Raw genomic sequence first — 19,257 nt, forward strand, 5'->3', positions numbered from 1 at the left:
AGGGTTACGACTGCGTCGGCTCGTCAAAGACGACGCGGGTAACACGCACCAATTCGATGCGATAGTCGGAGACCTCGACGATATCGAAACGCAGGTGGTTCAGTTCAATGGTGTCCCCCACCACCGGCATCTGGCCGTAGTGAGCCAACAGCAGCCCCGCCAGGGTGGCGTAGTCTGCGGTTGGGCTGACCAGGTCATCGCAGGCCAGCGCCTGTTCCAGCGAGTGCAAATCGGTTCCCCCCTTCACCAGCCAGCCGTCGCCTTCCGCCACGATATCCGGCGTTTCATCCTCGTCCGGGAACTCACCGGCAATCGCTTCCAGCACGTCCAGCGGCGTCACCAGCCCCTGCACGACGCCAAATTCATTGGTGACCACCACCAGACGCCCTTTGGCGCGGCGCAGCACCGCCAGCAGTTTGATGACGTCCATGGTTTCCGGCACCACGATCGGCGGCGTGCGGGCGGCAAACTCGGCAATATCTTCACCCTGCTCCAGCGCCACCAGCAGATCCTTGGCGCGTACCACGCCGACGATCTCATCCACCGAGTCGCGACACACCGGGAACAGACTGTGTGGCGTATCCAGCAACTGGGCGCGCACCTCCTCGCGGGAGCGCTCGCAGTCGACCCAGGAGATGTCCGTGCGAGGCGTCATCACACTGCGTAATGAACGCGAGGCGAGCGTCAACACGCCGCTGATCATATAACGCTCTTCCGCCGCAAAGGTTTCATCCCTCGGCAAAGCGACCTCATCGTCCGACTGCTGCGCGCGCTGCTGCCCCATCAGGCGCATGATCGCTTCCGCGGTGCGCTCGCGCATCGGCCGACGCGCTTGATGCTTGATGAAGTTGCGACGCGCGATCTGGTTGAACAATTCAATCAGGATCGAGAAGCCGATCGCGGCGTACAGATAGCCTTTCGGAATATGCAAACCGAAGCCTTCGGCGATCAGGCTCAGGCCGATCATCAACAGGAAGCTCAGGCACAGCACCACGATGGTCGGGTGCGCATTGACGAAGTTGGTCAATGGCTTGGATGCCAACAGCATCACCGCCATCGCGATCACCACCGCCGCCATCATTACCGGCAGATCGTTCACCATGCCTACGGCGGTAATCACCGCATCAAGCGAAAACACTGCGTCCAGGATCACGATTTGCACCACCACCGCCCAGAACTTGGCATAACCGCGGTTGGCGCCATCCTGGTGCGTCTGCCCTTCCAGCCGCTCATGCAGCTCCATGGTGGCCTTGAACAGCAGGAATACCCCGCCGAACAGCAGGATAAGATCGCGGCCAGAGAAGCTGAAATCGCCGACGCTGAACAGCGGTGTGGTCAGGGTTACCATCCAGGAGATCACCGACAGCAGGCCCAAACGCATCAGCAACGCCAGCGACAGGCCGATAACGCGCGCCTTATCGCGCTGCTTCGGCGGCAATTTGTCGGCCAAAATGGCGATGAACACCAGGTTGTCGATGCCCAGCACGATTTCCAGCACCACCAGCGTAAGCAACCCCGCCCAAATAGAGGGGTCCATTAAAAATTCCATATCAGACTCCAGAAAAAAGTGGGAATGAGCGCTCGCCGCTCAGACGTGACGATGCCGCCGCTGCATGGGCGCAGTCGACAATAGCAAGGTGACGGGATGGGGTTACCGGGAGATGGCCGAAGGGCCGAACAGCATATACAACGCCAGCAGGTGGCGGGTGAAACCTGGAAAAACAGTAACTTCGGTGACAGTCCATAGGGAGGGCTGAGGCCCTTCACTCCTTAGTGATGAAAGAAGAAATTACTGTATCAGGATTTTTCTGGGGGACAAAGCGGCTTTTTCAACGGCGGTTTAGGGTGGCGCCACACCATATCGTCTGCGACAGCTAAGATTTCCCCGAGCATTCAATAGCGGAGCAGCGTCACAAAAAATATTTTTTCACTCACTAAAATAAATCTCGCGTTCGTGAAGTATCACGCACAGGCATTTGAAACTGCGTGAGAAATGTTAGGCGTGCGTTTCTTTTTTTCTACCATAATGTATCTGAACCGCGGAAGTGACTGCCAAGACGGCGCGGAGAAACGACACACACCGCGTCTGGAGTTCAACGAGGAGGTAGCGAGTGGCAATAGCTATTATCATCGGCACACACGGGGCTGCAGCGGAACAACTGCTGAAAACGGCGGAGATGCTATTGGGCGAGCAGGACAACGTCGCCTTTATAGACTTCGTTCCCGGTGAGAATGCCGAAACGTTAATCGTCAAGTACAACGAAAAAATCAGTGGGTTGGATACCAGCGGCGGCGTGCTGTTCCTGGTGGATACCTGGGGCGGCAGCCCGTTCAACGCCGCCAGCCGCGTTGCGGTCGACAAAGAAAACTATGAGGTCGTCACCGGGGTCAACATCCCGATGCTGGTGGAAACCTTCATGGCGCGGGACGACAACCCCGCTTTCGATGAACTGGTGGCGCTGGCGTTGGAAACCGGCCGTGAAGGCGTGAAAGCGCTGAAAAAACCGCAGGAAGAACCCGCAGCACCCGTCGCCAAAGCCGCTGCCCCTCAGGCGCCGTTGGGGCCGAACGACCACATGAAAATCGGCCTGGCGCGCATCGATGACCGCTTAATCCACGGCCAGGTCGCTACCCGCTGGACCAAAGAGACCAACGTCAGCCGCATTATCGTCGTCAGCGATGAAGTCGCCGCCGACCATGTGCGCAAGACCCTGCTGACCCAGGTTGCCCCGCCGGGCGTCACCGCCCACGTGGTGGACGTGGCGAAGGCCATCCGCGTCTGGAACAACCCGAAATACGCCAACGATCGCGTGATGCTGTTATTCACCAACCCGACCGACGTCTGGCGTTTGGTGGAAGGCGGCGTGGAGATTACATCCGTCAATATCGGCGGCATGGCGTTCCGCCAGGGGAAAACCCAGGTGAACAACGCCGTTTCCGTCGATGAAAAAGATATCGAAGCGTTTAAGAAACTGAACGATCGCGGTATCGAGCTGGAGGTACGTAAGGTCTCGTCCGACAGCCGGCTAAAAATGATGGACCTGATTAACAAACTCAATTAGTGGCGCCAGCCGCTAATTATTTTACTCAGAGCTTTTTTGGTCATAGGAGAAGTGCAATGGAGATCACCACTCTTCAGATTGTGCTGATATTTATCGTTGCCTGTATCGCCGGGATGGGTTCCGTCCTCGACGAGTTCCAGTTCCACCGTCCGCTGGTCGCCTGTACCCTGATCGGCTTTATCCTCGGCGATATGAAAACCGGCATCATCATCGGCGGTACGCTGGAAATGATCGCCCTGGGCTGGATGAACATCGGTGCGGCCGTCGCGCCGGATGCTGCCCTGGCGTCCATCATTTCGACCATTCTGGTCATCGCCGGCGGGCAAAGCGTCGGCGCCGGTATCGCCCTGGCCATTCCGCTGGCGGCGGCCGGCCAGGTGTTGACCATCATCGTGCGTACCCTCACCGTGGCGTTCCAGCACGCGGCGGATAGCGCGGCGGAGCGCGGCAGCCTGCGCGCCATTAGCTGGATCCATGTCGGTGCCCTGCTGCTGCAGGCGATGCGTATCGCCATCCCGGCGGTCATTGTCGCCATCTCGGTCGGCACCGCCGGGGTACACGCCTTGCTCAACTCGATCCCGGAAGTGGTCACCAGCGGCCTGAACATCGCCGGCGGCATGATCGTCGTGGTCGGTTACGCAATGGTGATTAACATGATGCGCGCCGGCTACCTGATGCCGTTCTTCTATCTCGGTTTCGTTACCGCTGCCTTCACCAACTTCAACCTGGTGGCGCTCGGCGTCATTGGCGTGGTGATGGCCGTGCTGTATATCCAGCTCAGCCCGAAATACAACAAGTCTCAAGTTGTACAGGCCGGCCCGGCTAACGCGAACGATCTCGATAACGAACTCGACTAGGAATAGGTGAGAGAAATGGTTGATACAACTGCTCAAAAGAAACTCACGCCGGCCGATATTCGCGGCGTATTCCTGCGTTCGAACCTGTTCCAGGGTTCATGGAACTTCGAACGCATGCAGGCGCTGGGTTTTTGCTTCTCGATGGTGCCGGTGATCCGCCGCCTGTATCCGGAAAACAATGACGATCGCAAACAGGCGATCAAGCGTCACCTGGAGTTCTTCAACACCCACCCTTACGTGGCGGCGCCGGTGCTCGGTGTGACCATGGCGATGGAAGAGCAACGCGCCAACGGCGCGCCGATCGATGACGCCGCAATCAACGGCATCAAGGTCGGTTTGATGGGGCCTTTAGCGGGCGTCGGTGACCCGATCTTCTGGGGCACCGTGCGACCGGTGTTCGCCGCGCTTGGGGCGGGCATCGCCATGAGCGGCAGCCTGCTTGGACCGATCCTGTTCTTCGTGCTGTTCAACCTGGTGCGCCTGCTGACCCGCTACTACGGCGTGGCCTACGGTTACCGTAAAGGGGTCGATATCGTCAACGACATGGGCGGCGGCTTCCTGCAGAAACTGACGGAAGGAGCGTCCATTCTCGGCCTGTTTGTCATGGGGGCGCTGGTCAACAAGTGGACGCACGTGAATATCCCGCTGGTGGTGTCCAAGATAACCGACCAGACCGGGCATACCAACGTCACCACGGTGCAGACCATCCTCGACCAGCTGATGCCGGGCCTGGTGCCGTTGCTGCTGACCTTCGCCTGTATGTGGCTGCTGCGCAAGAAAGTCAACGCGCTGTGGATCATCATCGGCTTCTTCGTCATCGGTATCTTTGGCTATTGGATTGGCCTGCTGGGCCTGTAATCGTTCGAAACGGCCGGGGGGCAACCCCCGGCTTTTTTATGGAGCAAGAGATGTCACTGACCGACGCCGTACTGATGCTGTTTATCGCCCTGCTGTTGCTGTATTCGCTGTACGACGAATTCGGCATGGATCTGCTGAAAGGTAAAACGCGGCTCAAAGTACCGCTTAAACGCCGCCACCGCCTCGACAGCCTGATTTTCGTCGGCCTGATCGCCATTCTGATTTACCGCAATGTCACCGACAACGGTGCGGTATTAACCACCTATCTGCTTATTTCTTTGGCGTTGCTCGCCATCTATATTTCTTATATTCGCGCTCCCAAGATGGTGTTTAAAGCGCACGGTTTTTTCTTCGCCAATGTGTTTGTCGAATATAACCGCATTAAAGCCATGAATTTATCGGAGGACGGCATTCTGGCCGTCGACCTGGAACAGCGCCGGCTGTTGGTTCAGGTGACCCACCTGGACGACCTGGAGAAGATTTACCACTTTTTTGTTGATAATCAATAAATAAAGAAAAATTAACGTTATTTTAGCTCAAACCTTGCGCTGCTTGTGGGTAATTAATCGGCAGCGCAATCTCCTTTCTGACTATTATTTCTGCAACATTGTTACCCCTGGCTACATTATATTCCCGCATGAAATTAGATTAATGAAAACGAGTCTCAATTAAGAACAAACATTGCCATAGAATAAGGTTGTCCGTGGCGGAAATAATATGATATGGTTGCGCCGTCATTGGGGAGTAGCCGGTTTCTGGAGAATAAAAAGCCAGAAACGCCCGTATCAACATACTCGTTTCGCCGTAAGAAACGTGGTGCGGGCAGCCAGGTAAGGTTGGCGAGACCATAGACACGTAACTCCGTCGTTTGGTTGGGGGTGGGTTACGTGTATATGGAGCCACCCGGCCGAGGCTATTTCACATGAACCTTTCAGCAACGCTTATTCTCGCTTTTGGCATGTCCATGGATGCTTTCGCCGCGTCGATCGGCAAAGGTGCCAGCTTGCATCAACCCCGTTTCCGCGAAGCGATCCGCACCGGCCTGATCTTCGGCGTGGTCGAAGCGATCACCCCGCTCATCGGTTGGGCCATCGGCCTGTTCGCCAGTCAATACATCATGGAATGGGACCACTGGGTCGCCTTCTCGCTGCTGTTCATTCTCGGCATGCGCATGATCGTCGAAGGGGTACGTAACAAGCCCGATGAAGAAGAGAAGGTCAAACGTCATGGTTTCTGGTTGCTGGTCGCCACCGCCATCGCCACCAGCCTCGACGCGATGGCCATCGGCGTCGGTCTGGCTTTCCTGCAGGTGAACATCGTGCATACCGCGATGGCCATCGGCTGCGCCACCATGATCATGGCGACGCTAGGCATGATGATCGGCCGCTTTATCGGCCCGCTGCTGGGCAAGCGCGCCGAAATCCTCGGCGGCGTGGTGCTGATCGGTATCGGCGTCAACATTCTGCTGGAGCACCTCGGCTACCTGGCCTGAAGCGCTCGCTTTGAAAAAAACCTGCCGCGGCAGGTTTTTTTGTTTTTGAGTTCAAGGCCCCTTAAGCGCGACGTCGGTACAACGCCAGCACGAAGTCCGTCTCGCACACAAACTCGCCGCTCTCGGCCAACCGCTGTTGCACCTCCGGCGTGGCGCGCCAGGCGAACGGCGTCATCTGCAGCAGATTGGCGGCCTGCGTGCCCGGTAGGGTCATCGTATAGGCCAGCGCCTCTTTGCGCTCGCAGTCGAATCCGTCGAACTGTTCATCCTGTTCGGCATGCAGCTGCACCTGCTGGTACACCTGCTCTTTCAGCTGGTACAGATGACGCGGGCCCGGCGACACCGTCAGCACCACGCCGCCCGGCTTCACTACCCGTGCCAGCTCCTCCGCCTTGCAAGGTGCATAAATGCGCAAGACCGCATCCAACGCCCCATCGGCGAACGGCAAACGGTGACTGGAAGCGACGCAGAACGAGACCGCCGGATAACGTTTAGCGGCGTAGCGGATCGCCACCTTGGCGACATCCAGCCCATAGACCGCCATATTGCGCTCCTGGGCCAGCCTGGCGGCCACCGCGGCAGTGTAATACCCTTCCCCACAGCCTATGTCCAACAACGCGCCAGCATCGGCCGCCAGCGCCAAATCCAGCCACTCGGCCACCTGCTCTTGCAACGGCTGATAATATCCACCGTCGAGAAACGCTCGCCGCGCCTGCATCATTTCCGCGCTGTCTCCCGGCTGCTTCGATCGCTTGTGCTGTACCGGCAGCAGATTGACGTAGCCCTCTTTGGCCTGATCGAACTGATGATTGCCGTCACAACGCCAGTGTTGTGATGAAAAATGCAGCGATTGATGACACAGGGGACATTGATAAGACATGAATGGGCTTCCAGAGAGACAGGGCGCGGCTAGTCTAAAGAAGGCGCCGGTTTGATGCAAGGCGCATCCCCACTCGCTTTCGCCGCCAACAACACCTGGCCAAGCGGGGAAAAAGCTGGCTACACTGAGAGTCTGTTTTCTCACGCAGGTGAACATAACTTATGAGCGATCGTTCCGCGCTGCTCGATGCGGTGCCCCACATTCAGCACGGCTTCGGCAGCAAACTCGCGCTGCTGCCAGGGCATCTGCTGCCCTACAGCGCCACGCTGCCGGAAAAAAAGCAGGTACACGGCACCCGCATCGTCGACGTGCTGCAACCGGCGCAGGCGTGCGGCGAGGCCGATGGTTTTTATACTCGCCAGCCCGGCATTCTGATCAGCGTACTGACGGCGGACTGTCTGCCGGTGCTGTTCAGCCGCCGCGACGGTGGCGCTATCGCGGCGGTACACGCCGGCTGGCGCGGGTTACTGGACGGCATTCTGGAGCAGATGGCGTCCCGCATTCGCCAAGATGGCGACACCGCCGATTGGGTGGTGTCTATCGGCCCCGCCGCCGGCCCATGCTGCTACGAAGTCGATGAAGCGCTGGTGGAGAATTTTAAACAGCGCCTGCCGCTGCCCGCCACGCTGATCAGCCCGCATTACCGGCATCTGGATCTGGCCGCAATTGCCGAATACAAGCTGACGGCGCTCGGTTTCGCCGCCGTTGACCGCGCCGGCAGTTGCACCATCTGCACGCCGGACGTCGACCCGCAGCGGCCGCAGCGCTTCAAATACACCAGCTATCGCCGCAACAGCCATCGGCGCGCGCAGGATCCGACGCATCCGGGGATCAAAGGCCGCAACCAGTACGCAGGCATCGTCATCGCCGCCGGATGACGGAAACGAAAAAGCCCGCGCGAAGGCGGGCTTTTTGTACAGCTGACGCTGATTAGATAGCAGTAACGTTTACTGCAGATGGGCCTTTCTGGCCATCTTGGATTTCGAACTCAACGTTCTGGCCTTCAGCCAGGGTTTTGAAGCCGTTACCCTGGATTGCAGAGAAGTGTACGAACACGTCTTTGCTGCCGTCAGCCGGGGTGATGAAACCGAAACCTTTAGACTCGTTGAACCACTTAACTTGACCTTTGATCTTTGCCATCTTGAGTATTTCCTTTGGATTGTTTAAACCGCCCGTGGGCGTTACATAGACAAACTAGAGTCGTTACTGCTTGAGGCACTAAGATAAGGATCGGCAGAGAAGCGGTATTCAACGCTAACGTCTTTACTCAGAACTTCTTTACTGAAAATGCCACACATATACAGAACTGTACCTCGTTTTACCCAGATGCGTTATCACATACTCTGTATGCGATGGCAAGCCATTTTTAATCACTGAACGACATGTCGCACATATTTGAAACGGTCGAGAGCCACATTTGCTTAAATAGGCCAAAAGATGTTGAAGCATCGGCTATTTTCTGCTTGCTAAAACCACCGCACCAGACCCCGCATTCTGGTGGAGTTTTAACAAAACTTTCATCGTTTTGTCGCATGTCCGTCTCGTCATTTCCGCTTTTTTGCCGCTTATAGCGTTAAAAAATTTGAATCTTTATGGAATTTGATATGCAACATTTGAATATCGATGAACGGGGGCCAATTTATTCATCGCTGCTCCGACCCTTTACCGTCGAAAACGCATCATCATCAGCCTTCAGCCCTGCCGCCACACCGCGCGAGCAGGAGCAGCACACAGGCGGGCGATGATGTTACCGTCCTGCACAACGGTTGCATAAGCATGCAACGTCCAGACGCCTCTCCCGCTGGCCAGTGGCTTCATCCTAAATAATCCGAAAACCATGAGTCCGAATAGCCGGAATAATCTTATGAATAGCAAAAGTGTGGCGTTGAATTAAATCCTGAAGATCGGGTGGTTATTTGAATCACCACCCGCACTTATCAATTTTGCTAATTACTGCCGCGCTTTCAAACCGTTGCTCTTATTCTTTCCTCTGTACCGCAGGGCGAAGAGACCACGCTTGCTGAGAATCCTGCAACGCGATGCGCTCGCCAATCTTCAGCGGGTGGAATTGATGCTGTTCAAGCCCCGCCTCACTCAGCGCCAGATTCAACTGCTGCGGCGGTTCGTCCAGCGACTCATCCGCCAATTCGAATACCCCCCAATGGATGGGAATGGCGCGCGGCTGATTGAGTTGACGGTACAGCGTCACCGACTGCTGCGGATCCATATGCTGCTCCTGCATAAACCAGCGCGGTGCGTAGGCGCCGATGGGCAGCGCCGCCACGTCGAACGGCCCCAGCCGTTGACCAATCTCCGCCAGCCGTTCCGAATAACCGCTGTCGCCGGAAAAATAAAACCGCAGCCCCGGATGGTGGATCACCCATCCACACCACAGTGAGCGATTGCGATCCCACAGCGTGCGCATGCTCCAGTGCCGCGCCGGCGTGGCGTAGACCGTCAGCTCGCCCAACGGCAGACTTTGCCACCAGTCCAGCTCATGCACCTTCAGCCGATAACGGCGGAACCAGCGCTTCAAGCCGAGCGGCACGATGAACTCGGCCTGAGGGAAACGCCGCGCCAATTGCCGCACCGTGCGCCTGTCAAGGTGGTCATAATGGTTATGGGAGATCAGTACCGCATCCACCGCCGGCAGTTGCTCCACCGTCAGCGGCGGCGGCGTTCTGCGCTTCGGGCCGTAAAAGCTCAGTGGCGATGCACGTTCGGACAACACCGGATCGATCAGGATATAGCGCCCGCTCAACCGCAGCAGCATCGAGGCATGCCCCAACCACCAGACGCTGTCGTCGTTGCCGCTGAGATCGGCAGGCTGCCACCAGCGTTCGGTAAATTGTGCGTAACCCTGCTGCGGCGGCTTGGGCAATCCCTGGCGCTTGCGTTCATCTTGCCAACGTTGAAGGTCCCCCTCCTGACGCCGCGAAGGTTCCAGGTTGCGAAATCCCTCCGGCGTATGATGCGCCTTGGCCGCGTCGTAATAACGGTTGATTCTTTTCATCCAGCCTTTTCTCCCGACCACTGCGCCCTGCACGGGCATGACTTTCAGTGTAACAAACCCGATGAAGCTCGCACTTTGTCAGCCGTGCGCTGCATCTCGGGACCTTTTGCCGTATGCTGTTGTCTCACTCCGGTGAGACAGCCAGGGCCGCCAAGAGCCCGTTAAGACTCTCTTAAGATCTTTGTGATTGACTTGTAGGGCATACAGAAAAGGAGAAGTTATGAGTCGTTCTACATCCCGCAAATCAGGCTCAAGCCTGGGGCGCCGTATTCGCAGCGCGCTGCTGGCGCAGAAGCAATACTGGAAAATGTATTTCGCCATGAAGTTGCGCCGTCTGCGCGTACCTGCACCGCTGGTGCTGCTGGGCGGTTCACTGCTCGGATTCTTCATGTTGACCCTGCTGATGCTCAGCGTGGTGGCCATCGACGTGATCAGTACTCTGCTGTTGCTGTGCCGGAAACTGCTGGGGCGGGGGCACGGAGAGGGGCGCGCCTTTATGCCGCGCGGCTAACGAGAAGAGAAGCGGAGGCGCGCCATACGCCTCCGCAGCACACAGATTAACGCTTGGCGTCTTTGCGGCGCGTCAGCATAAACCCGCACCACAGCACCGCAACCCACAGCGGCATCAAAAGCACCGAAATACGGATCCCTTCGCTGAAATACATAATCACCAGAATCAGGCCGAGGAACGCCAGACACAGGTAGTTGCCGAACGGATACCACAGCGCCTTAAAGCTGGGAATGACGCCCTGGCGGTTCTTGGCAGCGCGGAATTTCAGGTGCGCCAGGCAGATCATCACCCAGTTGATGACCAACGTTGAAACCACCAGCGCCATCAGTAACTCGAACGCCTTACCGGGCATCAGGTAGTTAATCAGCACACCGATCGAAGTAATCAACGCCGACAGCGCGATGGACAGCACCGGCACGCCGCGCTTGTTAACGCGCGTCAGCGCCTTCGGTGCATTGCCTTGGCTGGCCAGCCCAAACAGCATGCGGCTGTTGGCGTAGACACCGCTGTTGTAAACAGACAGCGCGGCGGTCAATACCACCACGTTGAGCACGGTTGCCACCAGATTGCTGTTCAGCGCATGGAAGATCAACACGAACGGGCTACCGCCCTCCACCACTTGCCCCCACGGATAGAGCGACAGCAGCACAGTCAGCGAGCCGATATAGAAGATCAGAATGCGGTACACCACCTGATTGGTGGCTTTAGGAATGCTGCGACGCGGATCGGCGGCCTCCGCCGCGGTGATGCCGACCATTTCCAGGCCGCCGAACGAGAACATGATCACCGCCATCGCCATCACCAGCCCCGAGAAGCCGTGCGGCATAAAGCCACCCTGCTGCCACAGGTTGGTGATGCTGGCCTGTGGCCCGCCGTTGCCGCTCGCCAACAGCCAGGCGCCGAACACGATCATGCCGACAATCGCCACCACCTTGATAATGGCGAACCAGAACTCGGTTTCGCCGTACAGGCGCACATTCACCAGGTTAATCAGGTTGATCAGCACGAAAAACAGCGCGGCGGAGGCCCAGGTGGGGATCTCCGGCCACCAGTACTGAATGTAGATGCCGACGGCGGTCAATTCCGCCATGCCGACCAGAATGAACATCGCCCAATAATTCCAACCGGAAAGAAAGCCGGCGAAGTCGCCCCAATACTTATAGGCAAAGTGGCTGAAAGATCCGGCGACCGGCTCCTCCACCACCATTTCGCCCAGTTGGCGCATGATCAAAAACGCGATAAAACCGCCGATGGCGTAGCCCAACAGCACGGCGGGGCCGGCCATCTTGATGGTTTGCGCAATGCCGAGAAATAAACCGGTGCCAATGGCGCCCCCGAGGGCAATAAGCTGTATATGTCTGTTTTTTAAGCCGCGTTTTAGCGGAGTATCCTGATGCTGACCGCCCATCTTATCCTCATATGGCGTACACCCTTGCCGTTATCGGCCAAGATTTCACCAATCAATAAATGTATCTGCGGGCGGCTTTTTAACACTTAACCCCGTGAGCATCAAGGAGAAGCGCCCCGAGACGGCGTAGCGGAGCGCGATTTTTTAACCGTGAGAAAGCGTGAAATGGCGGCGTTCAGCCAGGCATGCCGCACAGTTTGGTCAGGTTGCGCGCGCCTATCATCAGCGTGGCGACATAAGATTGGCGACGCGTGACCACTTCCACCGCCACGCGATCGTTTTGATATTTTATCAGGTAGGTCGAGGGCCACCCCTGACGACGCTGGCCAAAGCTTTCGGCATGACGATCGATCGCCGCATGGGCAATCACCAGATGAGACAAGTTTTTATCACCTTTGATAATGCGCTTCATAAACAGCCTCCGCCAACGACAGCTCTGTTATTAGAAAAAGGAGAAACTCTTACCAATCACCGGTATTGTTCGACTCAGTTAGCCTGCCGGCTCATCAGGAAGCAGATCATCGCCGCGCGCAGCGGGCTGGCGCTGTCCGCCTGCCATTCACCGCCCTGGGTGCTCATGCGCGCCTGCCACTGCGGGCTGTCGCTTTGGTTGTCGGGGTTCAGACTGATTTTGTTGGCGCAAATGATCGGCCAGGCATCGGAGGGATTCTTGCAGTAATCTTTACCTTTCACGCCACCGTAGGGATACCACTTGTCCGGGTTCTCTCCGGTCAGCAGCGCGATGCTGCGGTTCACTTCGGCATCGCTTTCTTCGTACCATTTAATCATCGGCTTCATCCATCTTTCGTAAGGTTCGCGCTACATTACGATGTCTGTAAGACAGTTTTATGACAGTGCCGCCGGTTTTCACATTATCTGAACTAATGTTTTGCTCCCTTTAACTTTTCTCCCCTTCTGCGTACACTTTTCCTCTGTTTAGCGCCCAGGAAACGCACGCATGTTGACCGGCCTCAACCACCTGACGCTCGCCGTCAGCGATCTCGATCGCAGCTTCGATTTTTATCGTCATCTGTTGGGGTTTACCCCTCACGCCCGCTGGCAAGGCGGCGCCTATCTGTCGTTGGGGGCGTTGTGGCTGTGTCTGTCATTGGATGAGGCCCGCATGCAACCACGGGAGCGTGATTACACCCATTACGCCTTCAGCGTCGCGCCGGAATACATTGAACGGGTCAGCGAGCGGCTGCGCCAGGCCGGCGTCGAAGAGTGGAAAAGCAATCGCAGCGAAGGCGAATCGCTCTACTTTCTCGATCCCGATGGGCATCAGTTGGAGATCCATGCCGGCGATCTGGCCAGCCGCCTGGCGGCATGCCGGGAAAAACCGTATCAGGGCATGGTGTTTTACTGAAACGCCCCGGCGACGCTGCCGCCGGCCGGAGCATCATGTTCAACGTTCGGGGATAAAACCTTTGAAATCCAGCGCGGGGCTGAGATCGTCGTCGTCAGCCGCAGCGGCGCCGTCAGCGCCTGCGCTGTGCGCCAAACGCTTCAACAGCGCCGTTTGCTGGCGTTGTTGCTCGGCAATTTCCTGCAGCAGGCGAATCTGCTCGTTGGCGCGCACACTGGCGCGGTTCACCAGGAACCAAACCCACAGCCCGGCCAACAATGCCACAACGGCGAGCGCCAGCGACAACAGGCCGTTCTGGCCAAAACCTAAATCGTACATGGACAACCCTATCTACTGCGAAATTCAGGCCGCCATCTTAGCACTCGCGGCGGCCGTGCGAACATCCCTACCGAAAATTGCTTACCAGGGCACGAAGCGGGTCACCGAACAGATGCCCAACGCAAAATTTCCACCGTCGTCGCAATAGCTATCCAGCGCCAGCAGGTAGAAAAACAGGCAGGCAGCGACGGCCGTCATTATCACGAGGATTTTTTTTCGCAACAAATTTAGCAGCCTCATTGTTATCTGGGTAATCTATCGCGCATGTTATCACAGCGAAGTTAAACGAAGTTTAACTTTCCGTTTAGATTTCTGGCTATTGCCCGGTTTTCAGACTGTTACCCTTGTCGTCGCGCGGCAGTCATGGCTAGATGAACCCTCAGGGATAATGAGGAAGCGCAATGAGCAAATTGATTAAGTGGGTACTGGTGCTAGCGGTCATTTACGGCGGTTTTTTGATCTCGGGTTACGGCGTGCTGATCGGCAGCAACAAAAACGTTGGCGGGTTGGGATTGCAGTGCAAATACCTGACGGCGCGCAACGTGGCGATCGCCCAGTACGTGAATGGCGACAACGGTTTCATCGGCGTAGCCGACTGCCCGTTGTTCAAGAAAATCGAAACGGTGGTGGATTAACCGCCACCGCCCGACGCCGTCGCTTTGCGGCGGCCCCGCCTCAGCTGCGGGTGAATTTCATCTCGATCAGCGCAATCGCCTTGTCAATCGCTCGGCGTGTCACCGGATCGGCACCTGCCGGGTGCGTGGAGAAATCGATGCTTTTTAGCTGACCCGCCATCTTGTCGCGCACTTCGGTCGGCGCAATCACGTCGATAACGTCCAAAATCTGTTTGATGACCAGTTGGCAAGCGACCAGATCGGAAGCCAGTTCCTGCTCGTTGCTCAGCATGTCAGACATAATAACTTTCCCTCTTGATTCAAACGCCGCACAGAATAGCACGGCGTCCGCGCCATTGCCCGCTCTCCCCGTTTTTTTCCCCTTCTGCGCACCGCCGGGCAAAAGCCCGCGTCGGATTAGCCTATACTTGCAACATGACGGTGGCAAAAAACCACCCATAAGCCACAACCAACAGGAGAAAGTTATGGCGAATCACAATGTGAAATCCTGGGCGACAGTGCGTGAAACTTCGGTGGAAATCGCCGAAGCCATTTTTGAGCTGGCAGGGAACGACGAAGTGTTGGCGCAGAAAATCTGGGAAGAAGGCAGCGATGAAGCACTGGAGAAGGCGTTTGCCAAAACCACCGCCGACCAGCTTTATTGGGGAGAAGAAACCGTCGAGCGGAAAAACGTTTGAGCGCCCGCGCAACAAAAAGCCCGGGTTTCTGACCCAGGCTTTCCCGATTAGCGAACGCCCCGCTCAGCGGCGTGCAATGTCTCTTGCTCTCACGGCTCTTCACCTCCCACACTTTCCGCATTTTTCATGCTCATCACCGGCATCGCCATAAAAGCGCCGACGCCCACGATTACAACCAGAGTAATAATCACTGTCATTAACATGCGATCACCCCATCAACGTTGAGTTGTTACGGCTGACTCTGTTTTGGCGGTTACTTGCTGTGGCCTTCTTTCCGTCCCCCACCGCGGCGGCGACAGTCTCAGATTAGCCGTTTTTCCTTTCGGCTGACAAGCGGCGGTTCAACGGTTTTTCCGAATAATCCCCCCCGGTCATCGGTGGCGTTTTTGTCCACGGCGGCAAGTTGTGTATACTTCACCGCTATGTAGGTCTCACACTGACGCACTGATGATACAAGAACACCACCTCTCATTGGTCTGCGCCCTCAGCAAATGGGTCGAAACTCACCTCGGACGAGTGATCCATCTCGAAGAGTTGGCCGAGTACTCCGGCTACTCGCTGTGGCACATGCAGAAGCTGTTCAAAGAAGCGACAGGGATTTCGCTCGGCAAATACATTCGCGAACGCCGTCTGGCCGGCGCGGTCTATCAACTGCGCAGCAGTGAAGCGTCGATCTTCGATATCGCCCTGGACTTTGGCTTCGGTTCACAGTCCCACTTCACCTACATGTTCAGAAAGCGTTTTAATATCACGCCCTATGATTTTCGCCAGGATTTGAGCGTCGATCTGCACATCGATCCGCCGCTGCACGTCATTCATCAAAAATCCGCCTGAAGCCCGCCGTAAACCGGCGGGTTAACGCGTTCCCCAGACCGCCAGTATCGCGATCGCGGCCGGCAGAGCCTGCACCCAGAGAATTTTACGGCTGGCGCTCAGGCCGCCGAATACGCCGGCCGCCAGCACACACCCGAGAAAAAACAGCTGCAGCGCCATATCCTCACGCCAGTAGCTCCATGCCAACCCCAACGCCAGAAAGCCGTTGTACAACCCCTGATTGGCGGCCAACACCCGCGTGGCTGCAGCGAACTCCGCCGTCGTGCCAAATGCGCGTCTGCCGAGTGGCGTACGCCACAGGAACATTTCCAACACCAGGATATAAAGATGGAGCGCTGCGATGAGCAGCAACAAAATATCGGCAAAGAGCTTCATGATGATCCCTGTCGTTTATTGAAGATGTCGTCAATTATAAACGCCGCCTCTCACCTCCCCATCGATAGAGATAAAAAAACCCGCCGAAGCGGGTTTATGCAGGAGTCATTTTTTGAGGTTAGTTTAATACGGCGACCAACAATGCCGCGACAGAGACCCAAAACAACGCCGTGGCAACCACGACATGGGACAGTCTTGCACGATAGAGTACCTGGCTCATAATGACCTCACTGACATCTGACTAACGGGAGACAACCTGACTTCCTGAGGATTATCCTAAACTTCTTCTCGTTGTCATTATATGCGCCAGATCACTTTTCCGCCGAGAAACCTTATATTGTCCTAAAGCTGGAGCCGCGATCACATTAATTACGCCTTATTAGAGCGAAATAAGCCGAATAACCGCGGCGATTATATCCTAACGCTATCAAACATCGCTCCAGGGCAGGCGTGGCGCGGTCATGCGCTCACCAGAATAACCGTCAACCGCCGGGAAACGCGGCGCCTCTTGCTCCCAATCATGCTGAGCCTGAGTAATTTCAGCTTTGGTATGGCCAACGAAATTCCACCAGATAAGGATCTCTTCGTTTAGTGGCACTCCACCGATTAATAATCCCCGGCTGCCCTTCCGTGCATTTAACCCAATAGAGTTATTCTTCATGCCCAAATAGGCAAACTCATCAGGTGAAAAAGTTTCACCATTAAGTTCAAATGCACCAATAAGGGGCAAAAAGCCGATTTCATAATCATCGCGCAGCGGCAATTCTATCCTCGCCGCTTCCTGCCACTCCATATCAATGGCAATTAGTGGCGAGAAAGTAAACACCGGTGAACGATAAGCGCCAAATTCCCCGACCAACAAACGGTGATTCACGCCGTTATTCTGCCATTGTGGCAAGTCCGGATAGTGATCGAAACGTGGCGCCATGTCGGCATGTTCGGCCGGCAGCGCGATCCATAATTGTGCGGCATGCAATCGCCGCTGCTCGCCCACCGACTGTTCCGTATGCGCAATGCCACGCCCTGCGGTCATCAGATTAACCTGCCCTGGGCGAATCACTTGCTCACTGCCGAGGCTGTCACGGTGCAGCACTTCACCCTCTATCATCCAGGTGAACGTTTGCAGCCCGATGTGCGGATGCGGCCCCACATCCATGCCGGGCGAGGTGCCGTTGAATACCGTCGGTCCAGCGTGATCGAGAAAACACCAGGCGCCGACGGTGCGCCGCTCCCGAGTTGGCAACGCACGATTGATCGGGATACCTCCCACTTCGGCATTACGCACGGCAATACGTTGTATCTGGCGCACGCCGTCAACGACAGGGCATTCGCGTGAAGATGAAGAGAGCGTAGGACGTGACTGACTCATCGCAAAGACCTCCTGAATGGCGCCGATTCGCCAAGGGTACCCCCAATCTTAACACAGGGTAGCCCCCACAGAGCGGCGACGCTCAGCGCGTTCGCGCGATTCAGGACGCTTTGATATAGCAGCTCTTGATGTCTATATCGTCATGCGCGTGCCTGAGATCGGAGAAATAGGTCACGCCAAAGAGAATTGATACCACCAGCAGCACGGACACCAACAGGCCGATGATCGCCAGCAGTTTGGTTTCATCATGGAGATTAGGCTCCATTTTATCTCCCCTAGTTAATCGCGTCAGGTCACCCACAGCGTGACCGCCAGCGTAAAGATAATCAGTGAGCAGGACGCCACCGCCAACACGACGATCGCAAATTGCGCATCACCCAAGGTTTCTCGATAATTTTTATCCGTTGAGGCGTTACGCTGTTGTTTCACTAAATCGGTTTTCACTCGTTCAACTGCTGCATTGCTGTTTGACGGGGCAAAATATCCCCTCAGAATAAGGCACGCACGTTGGCGCCTTGGTCGTTCCGGCCTCAACCGGGAGATGACGCTATCAATTTTCCCCATCAGGGTCAACACCGCCCCTGCCGGCGAGCGAGCAGGGACACAGGGGAGATGTAACTGGCATGGAGATCGCAGGGAAATAAGAGACGCTTATTGCAGAGGACAAAAAAAAGCCCGGTACGCAACCGGGCTATGGCAGACCGATGCGTTATTGCGGGATACGCAATACCTGCCCCGGATAAATCTTGTCCGGGCTCGACAGCATCGGCTTGTTGGCTTCAAAAATCTTGTTATACAGATTGGCGTTGCCGTACATCTCTTTAGAGATCGCGCTCAGCGTATCGCCCTTCTTCACGGTATAGAAGCGGCTCTCGGCGTCGGGTTGCGTCACCGCCACCTTGTCTTCCACCCCGCTGATACCCGCCACGTTGCCGATAGCCACCAGGATCTTCTCTTTTAACTCCTGGCTGACGGCATCGCCGGTCACTACGGCTTTACCATCGACCACCTGCACATCGACTTTGTCGGTGCCCGGCAAGCCGCTCTTATCGAGATGCTCCTTGAGTTTGGCGCCTTGATCTTCGGCGGAGGCATTGCCGGTGACTGTGTCCCACAGTTTTTCTCCCGCTTCTTTGACGAAGTTAAACAAGCCCATATTCACTCCTTTTGATGGTTGCATTAATGCGTTTAAGTAAGGCTTGTTAAGCTTAGCATCGTCAAAAGGATATGCCATCCGCTCACGGCGCCAGAAACGGGTAGAGTATTCCGAAAGTGTCGTCAGCGGCGTTTCAACGGTGATTAATTGCGCAATGATGCTGAAAAATCGTGCTTTTTTACCTACACTGTTGCAGACAAGGCAACTCGACGAAGGAGGCGTGCAACGATGTACGCATTGGTGATGTTTGTCTGTTATCTGGATGGTGGCTGCAGTGAAATGGTGGTCGACATATTGCGCGACGAGCCACAATGCCTGGTCGCGATGAAGGAACAGAACTTGCGACACGCCGGTTGTTATCCCATGGAAGAGTTCATTGACGGCTTCTGGTTGCCAGCCAGCGAATATTCGGATTTTTAATTCCCTCCCCGCGCGATGCTGAGGAA

Annotated in this window: 28 protein-coding genes and 1 riboswitch; of the genes, 12 read left to right on the forward strand and 16 right to left on the reverse strand. The window is 56.2% G+C overall.

What is annotated here, in order from left to right; translation table 11 throughout:
• Positions 1 to 4: 4 nt before the first annotated feature.
• Entirely contained in the window at positions 5 to 1,549 is a 1,545-nt protein-coding gene (locus ACMGGW_RS12760) for a TerC family protein (protein ID WP_025303158.1), read from the reverse strand.
• Between the two features lie 562 nt (positions 1,550 to 2,111).
• On the opposite strand from ACMGGW_RS12760, the gene manX reads away from it, so the two are divergent.
• The 5 genes from manX (at position 2,112) to mntP (ending at position 6,269) form a co-directional block, all read left to right on the forward strand.
• Positions 2,112 to 3,062 (forward strand): PTS mannose transporter subunit IIAB, encoded by a 951-nt coding sequence (gene manX / locus ACMGGW_RS12765; RefSeq protein WP_197832273.1) that lies wholly within the window; start codon positions 2,112 to 2,114, stop codon positions 3,060 to 3,062.
• 56 nt (positions 3,063 to 3,118) lie between these two features.
• On the forward strand, positions 3,119 to 3,919 hold the full coding sequence (locus ACMGGW_RS12770) for a PTS mannose/fructose/sorbose transporter subunit IIC (RefSeq protein ID WP_015378156.1): 801 nt from the start codon (positions 3,119 to 3,121) through the stop codon (positions 3,917 to 3,919).
• A 15-nt stretch (positions 3,920 to 3,934) separates the two neighbouring features.
• Positions 3,935 to 4,777: a PTS mannose transporter subunit IID gene (locus tag ACMGGW_RS12775; protein ID WP_015378157.1), complete on the forward strand. Its 843-nt coding sequence runs from the start codon at positions 3,935 to 3,937 to the stop codon at positions 4,775 to 4,777.
• 50 nt (positions 4,778 to 4,827) lie between these two features.
• Positions 4,828 to 5,286, forward strand: a complete 459-nt coding sequence (locus ACMGGW_RS12780) for a DUF986 family protein (RefSeq protein WP_025303160.1) — start codon at positions 4,828 to 4,830, stop codon at positions 5,284 to 5,286.
• Positions 5,287 to 5,504: 218 nt separating this feature from the next.
• Positions 5,505 to 5,692, forward strand: a riboswitch (yybP-ykoY riboswitch).
• 7 nt (positions 5,693 to 5,699) lie between these two features.
• The gene (gene mntP, locus ACMGGW_RS12785) at positions 5,700 to 6,269 is read left to right on the forward strand and encodes a manganese efflux pump MntP (RefSeq protein ID WP_025303161.1); all 570 of its coding nucleotides are present in this window, start codon (positions 5,700 to 5,702) and stop codon (positions 6,267 to 6,269) included.
• A gap of 61 nt (positions 6,270 to 6,330) precedes the next feature.
• Here mntP and rlmA read toward each other — a convergent pair whose 3' ends face one another.
• Complete coding sequence (rlmA, locus tag ACMGGW_RS12790) at positions 6,331 to 7,149, reverse strand: 23S rRNA (guanine(745)-N(1))-methyltransferase (protein WP_089181008.1); 819 nt, start codon at positions 7,147 to 7,149, stop codon at positions 6,331 to 6,333.
• 161 nt (positions 7,150 to 7,310) lie between these two features.
• Between rlmA and pgeF the strand changes: the two genes are divergently transcribed.
• A complete protein-coding gene (pgeF, locus tag ACMGGW_RS12795) occupies positions 7,311 to 8,027 on the forward strand; it encodes a peptidoglycan editing factor PgeF (protein WP_025303163.1) in 717 nt (238 codons plus the stop codon).
• A gap of 52 nt (positions 8,028 to 8,079) precedes the next feature.
• Here pgeF and cspE read toward each other — a convergent pair whose 3' ends face one another.
• The 3 genes from cspE to ACMGGW_RS12810 all read right to left on the reverse strand — a co-directional run bounded on the left by cspE (position 8,080) and on the right by ACMGGW_RS12810 (position 10,162).
• Complete coding sequence (gene cspE, locus ACMGGW_RS12800; RefSeq protein ID WP_002221949.1) at positions 8,080 to 8,289, reverse strand: transcription antiterminator/RNA stability regulator CspE; 210 nt, start codon at positions 8,287 to 8,289, stop codon at positions 8,080 to 8,082.
• 41 nt (positions 8,290 to 8,330) lie between these two features.
• Positions 8,331 to 8,447, reverse strand: coding sequence for a DUF2627 domain-containing protein (locus tag ACMGGW_RS12805; RefSeq protein ID WP_002211058.1), 117 nt, complete (start codon positions 8,445 to 8,447; stop codon positions 8,331 to 8,333).
• Positions 8,448 to 9,127: 680 nt separating this feature from the next.
• The gene (locus tag ACMGGW_RS12810) at positions 9,128 to 10,162 is read right to left on the reverse strand and encodes an MBL fold metallo-hydrolase (protein ID WP_043143568.1); all 1,035 of its coding nucleotides are present in this window, start codon (positions 10,160 to 10,162) and stop codon (positions 9,128 to 9,130) included.
• Positions 10,163 to 10,382: 220 nt separating this feature from the next.
• Between ACMGGW_RS12810 and ACMGGW_RS12815 the strand changes: the two genes are divergently transcribed.
• Positions 10,383 to 10,673: a hypothetical protein gene (locus ACMGGW_RS12815; protein WP_033640076.1), complete on the forward strand. Its 291-nt coding sequence runs from the start codon at positions 10,383 to 10,385 to the stop codon at positions 10,671 to 10,673.
• A gap of 46 nt (positions 10,674 to 10,719) precedes the next feature.
• Here ACMGGW_RS12815 and ACMGGW_RS12820 read toward each other — a convergent pair whose 3' ends face one another.
• From ACMGGW_RS12820 to ACMGGW_RS12830, 3 genes are all read right to left on the reverse strand, one after another.
• Positions 10,720 to 12,081, reverse strand: coding sequence for an amino acid permease (locus ACMGGW_RS12820; RefSeq protein WP_043143564.1), 1,362 nt, complete (start codon positions 12,079 to 12,081; stop codon positions 10,720 to 10,722).
• A 175-nt stretch (positions 12,082 to 12,256) separates the two neighbouring features.
• Complete coding sequence (locus tag ACMGGW_RS12825; RefSeq protein WP_025303167.1) at positions 12,257 to 12,493, reverse strand: DUF4060 family protein; 237 nt, start codon at positions 12,491 to 12,493, stop codon at positions 12,257 to 12,259.
• A gap of 74 nt (positions 12,494 to 12,567) precedes the next feature.
• Positions 12,568 to 12,870: a phage protein NinX family protein gene (locus ACMGGW_RS12830; protein ID WP_004927682.1), complete on the reverse strand. Its 303-nt coding sequence runs from the start codon at positions 12,868 to 12,870 to the stop codon at positions 12,568 to 12,570.
• A gap of 169 nt (positions 12,871 to 13,039) precedes the next feature.
• Between ACMGGW_RS12830 and fos the strand changes: the two genes are divergently transcribed.
• Complete coding sequence (gene fos / locus ACMGGW_RS12835) at positions 13,040 to 13,447, forward strand: fosfomycin resistance glutathione transferase (RefSeq protein ID WP_197812498.1); 408 nt, start codon at positions 13,040 to 13,042, stop codon at positions 13,445 to 13,447.
• A 39-nt stretch (positions 13,448 to 13,486) separates the two neighbouring features.
• Here the strand turns inward: fos and ACMGGW_RS12840 are convergent, their stop codons facing one another.
• Both ACMGGW_RS12840 and ACMGGW_RS12845 read right to left on the reverse strand, forming a co-directional pair.
• Positions 13,487 to 13,765 carry a YebO family protein gene (locus ACMGGW_RS12840; protein WP_025303169.1) on the reverse strand — a complete coding sequence of 93 codons (279 nt, stop codon included), beginning with the start codon at positions 13,763 to 13,765 and terminating at the stop codon, positions 13,487 to 13,489.
• A gap of 81 nt (positions 13,766 to 13,846) precedes the next feature.
• Positions 13,847 to 14,005, reverse strand: a complete 159-nt coding sequence (locus tag ACMGGW_RS12845; protein WP_004927688.1) for a PhoP/PhoQ regulator MgrB — start codon at positions 14,003 to 14,005, stop codon at positions 13,847 to 13,849.
• Positions 14,006 to 14,166: 161 nt separating this feature from the next.
• Here ACMGGW_RS12845 and ACMGGW_RS12850 point away from each other — a divergent pair, with 161 nt between their 5' ends.
• On the forward strand, positions 14,167 to 14,400 hold the full coding sequence (locus ACMGGW_RS12850; RefSeq protein WP_004927690.1) for a YobH family protein: 234 nt from the start codon (positions 14,167 to 14,169) through the stop codon (positions 14,398 to 14,400).
• A 40-nt stretch (positions 14,401 to 14,440) separates the two neighbouring features.
• Here ACMGGW_RS12850 and ACMGGW_RS12855 read toward each other — a convergent pair whose 3' ends face one another.
• Complete coding sequence (locus ACMGGW_RS12855; RefSeq protein WP_025303170.1) at positions 14,441 to 14,680, reverse strand: DUF2766 family protein; 240 nt, start codon at positions 14,678 to 14,680, stop codon at positions 14,441 to 14,443.
• A 184-nt stretch (positions 14,681 to 14,864) separates the two neighbouring features.
• On the opposite strand from ACMGGW_RS12855, the gene ACMGGW_RS12860 reads away from it, so the two are divergent.
• Together ACMGGW_RS12860 and ACMGGW_RS12865 are read left to right on the forward strand one after the other, a co-directional pair.
• Positions 14,865 to 15,077, forward strand: coding sequence for a YccJ family protein (locus ACMGGW_RS12860; RefSeq protein ID WP_004927694.1), 213 nt, complete (start codon positions 14,865 to 14,867; stop codon positions 15,075 to 15,077).
• A 447-nt stretch (positions 15,078 to 15,524) separates the two neighbouring features.
• Positions 15,525 to 15,911: a helix-turn-helix domain-containing protein gene (locus tag ACMGGW_RS12865; RefSeq protein ID WP_004927697.1), complete on the forward strand. Its 387-nt coding sequence runs from the start codon at positions 15,525 to 15,527 to the stop codon at positions 15,909 to 15,911.
• Between the two features lie 21 nt (positions 15,912 to 15,932).
• Here the strand turns inward: ACMGGW_RS12865 and ACMGGW_RS12870 are convergent, their stop codons facing one another.
• The 5 genes from ACMGGW_RS12870 to lysM all read right to left on the reverse strand — a co-directional run bounded on the left by ACMGGW_RS12870 (position 15,933) and on the right by lysM (position 18,811).
• Positions 15,933 to 16,286 carry a DUF1304 domain-containing protein gene (locus tag ACMGGW_RS12870; protein WP_025303172.1) on the reverse strand — a complete coding sequence of 118 codons (354 nt, stop codon included), beginning with the start codon at positions 16,284 to 16,286 and terminating at the stop codon, positions 15,933 to 15,935.
• 427 nt (positions 16,287 to 16,713) lie between these two features.
• The gene (locus ACMGGW_RS12875; protein WP_025303173.1) at positions 16,714 to 17,655 is read right to left on the reverse strand and encodes a pirin family protein; all 942 of its coding nucleotides are present in this window, start codon (positions 17,653 to 17,655) and stop codon (positions 16,714 to 16,716) included.
• 100 nt (positions 17,656 to 17,755) lie between these two features.
• Positions 17,756 to 17,920, reverse strand: a complete 165-nt coding sequence (locus tag ACMGGW_RS12880; RefSeq protein ID WP_162837923.1) for a hypothetical protein — start codon at positions 17,918 to 17,920, stop codon at positions 17,756 to 17,758.
• 23 nt (positions 17,921 to 17,943) lie between these two features.
• A complete protein-coding gene (locus ACMGGW_RS12885) occupies positions 17,944 to 18,099 on the reverse strand; it encodes a hypothetical protein (RefSeq protein ID WP_016927390.1) in 156 nt (51 codons plus the stop codon).
• 265 nt (positions 18,100 to 18,364) lie between these two features.
• Positions 18,365 to 18,811: a peptidoglycan-binding protein LysM gene (gene lysM / locus ACMGGW_RS12890; RefSeq protein WP_025303174.1), complete on the reverse strand. Its 447-nt coding sequence runs from the start codon at positions 18,809 to 18,811 to the stop codon at positions 18,365 to 18,367.
• Positions 18,812 to 19,039: 228 nt separating this feature from the next.
• On the opposite strand from lysM, the gene ACMGGW_RS12895 reads away from it, so the two are divergent.
• On the forward strand, positions 19,040 to 19,231 hold the full coding sequence (locus ACMGGW_RS12895) for a YebW family protein (protein WP_004934567.1): 192 nt from the start codon (positions 19,040 to 19,042) through the stop codon (positions 19,229 to 19,231).
• Positions 19,232 to 19,257: the final 26 nt, after the last annotated feature.

Source organism: Serratia sp. BNK-4, assembly GCF_048685115.1.
GTDB classification, from domain to species: domain Bacteria; phylum Pseudomonadota; class Gammaproteobacteria; order Enterobacterales; family Enterobacteriaceae; genus Serratia; species Serratia bockelmannii.